This window comes from Microcoleus sp. Pol1C5 (assembly GCF_036701115.1).
Lineage (GTDB): Bacteria > Cyanobacteriota > Cyanobacteriia > Cyanobacteriales > Microcoleaceae > Microcoleus.
Genome location: NZ_JAUBQE010000132.1, coordinates 1 through 2,873 on the forward strand (window position 1 = coordinate 1; position 2,873 = coordinate 2,873).

1 protein-coding gene is annotated in these 2,873 nt (G+C 48.3%); it reads left to right on the forward strand.

The window, feature by feature from the left end:
• Nucleotides 1-2,873, forward strand: a 2,873-nt coding sequence (locus QUA23_RS30745; protein ID WP_333110720.1) for an FG-GAP-like repeat-containing protein, incomplete at both ends; no start/stop codon positions are given.

Consider the following 2,873-nt stretch of genomic DNA (forward strand, 5'->3'; position numbering starts at 1 on the left):
AAGGGCGGCGACTGGGAATTAGAAGTAAGTACCGGGAAAATTGAAACGCCGCTGGTATTTGAACCCGAAGTATTAGCAGCTTACGAGTATGTTTTGAATAGTTTTGGTGCTGCGACTAATTTTTCCATAACCTCAAGTCTCCGTAAAGTTGCCACTGGGGACTTTAATAAAGACGGCAACCTTGACCTAGCCTTGGCCAGCACTGGAACCAACAGGGTCTCGATCGCATTGGGAGATGGCACTGGCAAATTTGGCGCTGCCACTTATTTTAACACCGACTCGCCGACCGAGCTCTATACCTGGTCTGTCGCTGTAGCCGACTTTAACAAAGACGGTAATTCTGACCTGGTTACAGCTAATAATTTGACTAGCGACGTTTCTCTCCTGTTAGGAAATGGCGATGGCACTTTTGGTTCTGCCACCTACTTTGCTGTGGGGTCAAGTCCCTATACCGTCGCTGTGGGAGACTTCAACGCGGACGGCAATTCTGACTTAGCTACAGCCAATAAAAGCTCTAACGACATCTCCATCTTGCTGGGAAATGGTAACGGTACTTTTGGCACAGCTACTAATTTGAGCGTGGGGTCAACTCCCTATTTTGTGCTTGTCGGCGACTTTAACAAGGATGGCAAGTCAGACTTTGCGACAGCGAACTCGGGTTCTAGCGACGTATCCATCCTGTTGCAGAATGCTGATGGCACTTTCGGTATCGCCACTAACTTTACCGTTGGAAATAGCCCTAATTACATTGCTTTAGGAGACTTTAATGGGGACAATAATCCTGACTTAGCAACCAGCAATGAAGGCTCAAACGACGTATCAATACTGTTAGGAAGTGGCACGGGAAGCTTTAGTGCAGCTACCAACTTTGGCGTTGCAACACAACCTCTTGCTATTGCTAGTGGCGACTTCAATGCAGATGGAAAGCTTGATTTAGCCACAGCCAACAATGGATCGGGCGATGTCTCCGTCTTGTTTGGAAGTGGCAATGGCAGCTTTGGGACTGCCACTAATCTTACTGTAGGAACGAATCCCCAAGGTATTGCTGTAGGTGATTTTAACAAAGATGGCTTATCTGATTTAGCTACGGCGAACTTTGGTTCATACAATGTCTCAGTTCTACTCAATACAACACCTGTGGTGAATTTCGGTGCGACAACCTACGCTGGCACTGAAGCAACCGCAGATACAGTTGTTAATATTCCCGTCACTCTCAGTGCCACTCCCTTGAGCGATGTAGTTGTACCAATTGTCATCGACCCCAGCAGTACAGCCACCGAAAATTCTGACTACACCTTTTCCCCTCCAACTGTTACATTCCCCGCCGGCACTACTACTCTCACCCAAGATGTTGCAGTTACTATCAAACCCGACAATCTCCCTGAGAACGATGAAACCGCAATCCTCAACTTTGGCGCAATCACCGGTGGCGTGGCCGATACAACCAAACAAACAACACTAACTATTGCAGCTAACGGGAGTGTTTCTTACGCTGTCGCAGCCGATATTGCCAGCATGGACGAAGGTAATAGCGGCACAACTCCTCTGACTTTTACCGTGAATCGCAGCGACGGCACTGGTGCAGCAAGTAGCATCAATTATGCAATTGGAGGAACTGCTACAAACGTCAGCGATTACAATAATATTGGCGGGACTTCTGGGGCAACGGGTATTAGTGGCACAATCAATTTTGCGGTAGCGGAAACATCTAAAACTATTACATTAAATGTGGTAGGCGACGGATTAGTAGAACCCGACGAAACAGTTGAAATTACGCTGTCGAATCCTGTTGCACCGGGGCCGACACCTACCTTTACTGCTGCAACTGCTACAACTACCATCACAAATGATGACTCTGCCGGTTTCAGCATTGCACCTACGAACATCACTGCTACAGAAGGCGGCGCAACTGGCAGTTACAAAATCAAGCTAACTTCGGAACCGACGGCACCGGTTAATATTAGCTTTAATACTGGCAATGCAATTAGCCCGATCGCCACACCGATTACTTTTGACAGCACTAACTGGAATGTCGATCAAACTGTCACTGTTAGTGCGATCGACGACAATGTAGCACAAGGAACCCACAGCGGCACGATCGCTCACACAGTTACCAGTACCGATGCCAGTTATAACGCCAAAGTGATTCCCGATGTGACGGCATCAATTACTGATAACGATAGCCCCGGTGTTTCCATTGTGCAATCGGCAGGCAGTACAAATATTGCTGAAGGCGGTGCAACGGCTACCTACGGCGTAGTTTTGACTACCGCACCTGCTGCCAACGTTACGATTAATTTTGACACTGGGACTCAAATTAGTGCGATCGCACCTCTGACTTTCACCCCCAGTAATTGGAATGTTGCTCAAAATGTGACCGTTAGTGCGATCGAGGACAGCATAGCCCAAGGAACCCGCAGCGGCACGATTACTCACACTTCTGTCAGTACCGATACTTTGTATAATGGGCTGGCGATTTCTCCTGTGACTGCCACGATTGCTGACAACGATACCGCAGGCGTGAGTATTTCACCTACGAGTACAACTGCTACCGAAGGATTTGCGGGCACGTACAGGGTTAAGTTAAAATCCGAGCCGCTCGCGCCTGTGACGCTTAGTTTCGCTACAGGGGATCAAATAAATCCGATCGCCCCAATTACTTTTGACAGCACTAACTGGAATGTGGATCAGACTGTCACTGTTAGTGCGATCGATGACAGCATAGCCCAAGGAACCCACGGCGGCACGATCGCTCACACTTCTGCCAGCACCGATACCAAGTATAATGCGCTGACAATTTCTCCTGTGACTGCCACGATTGCTGACAACGATACCGCAGGCGTGAGTATTTCACCTACGAGTACAACTGCTAC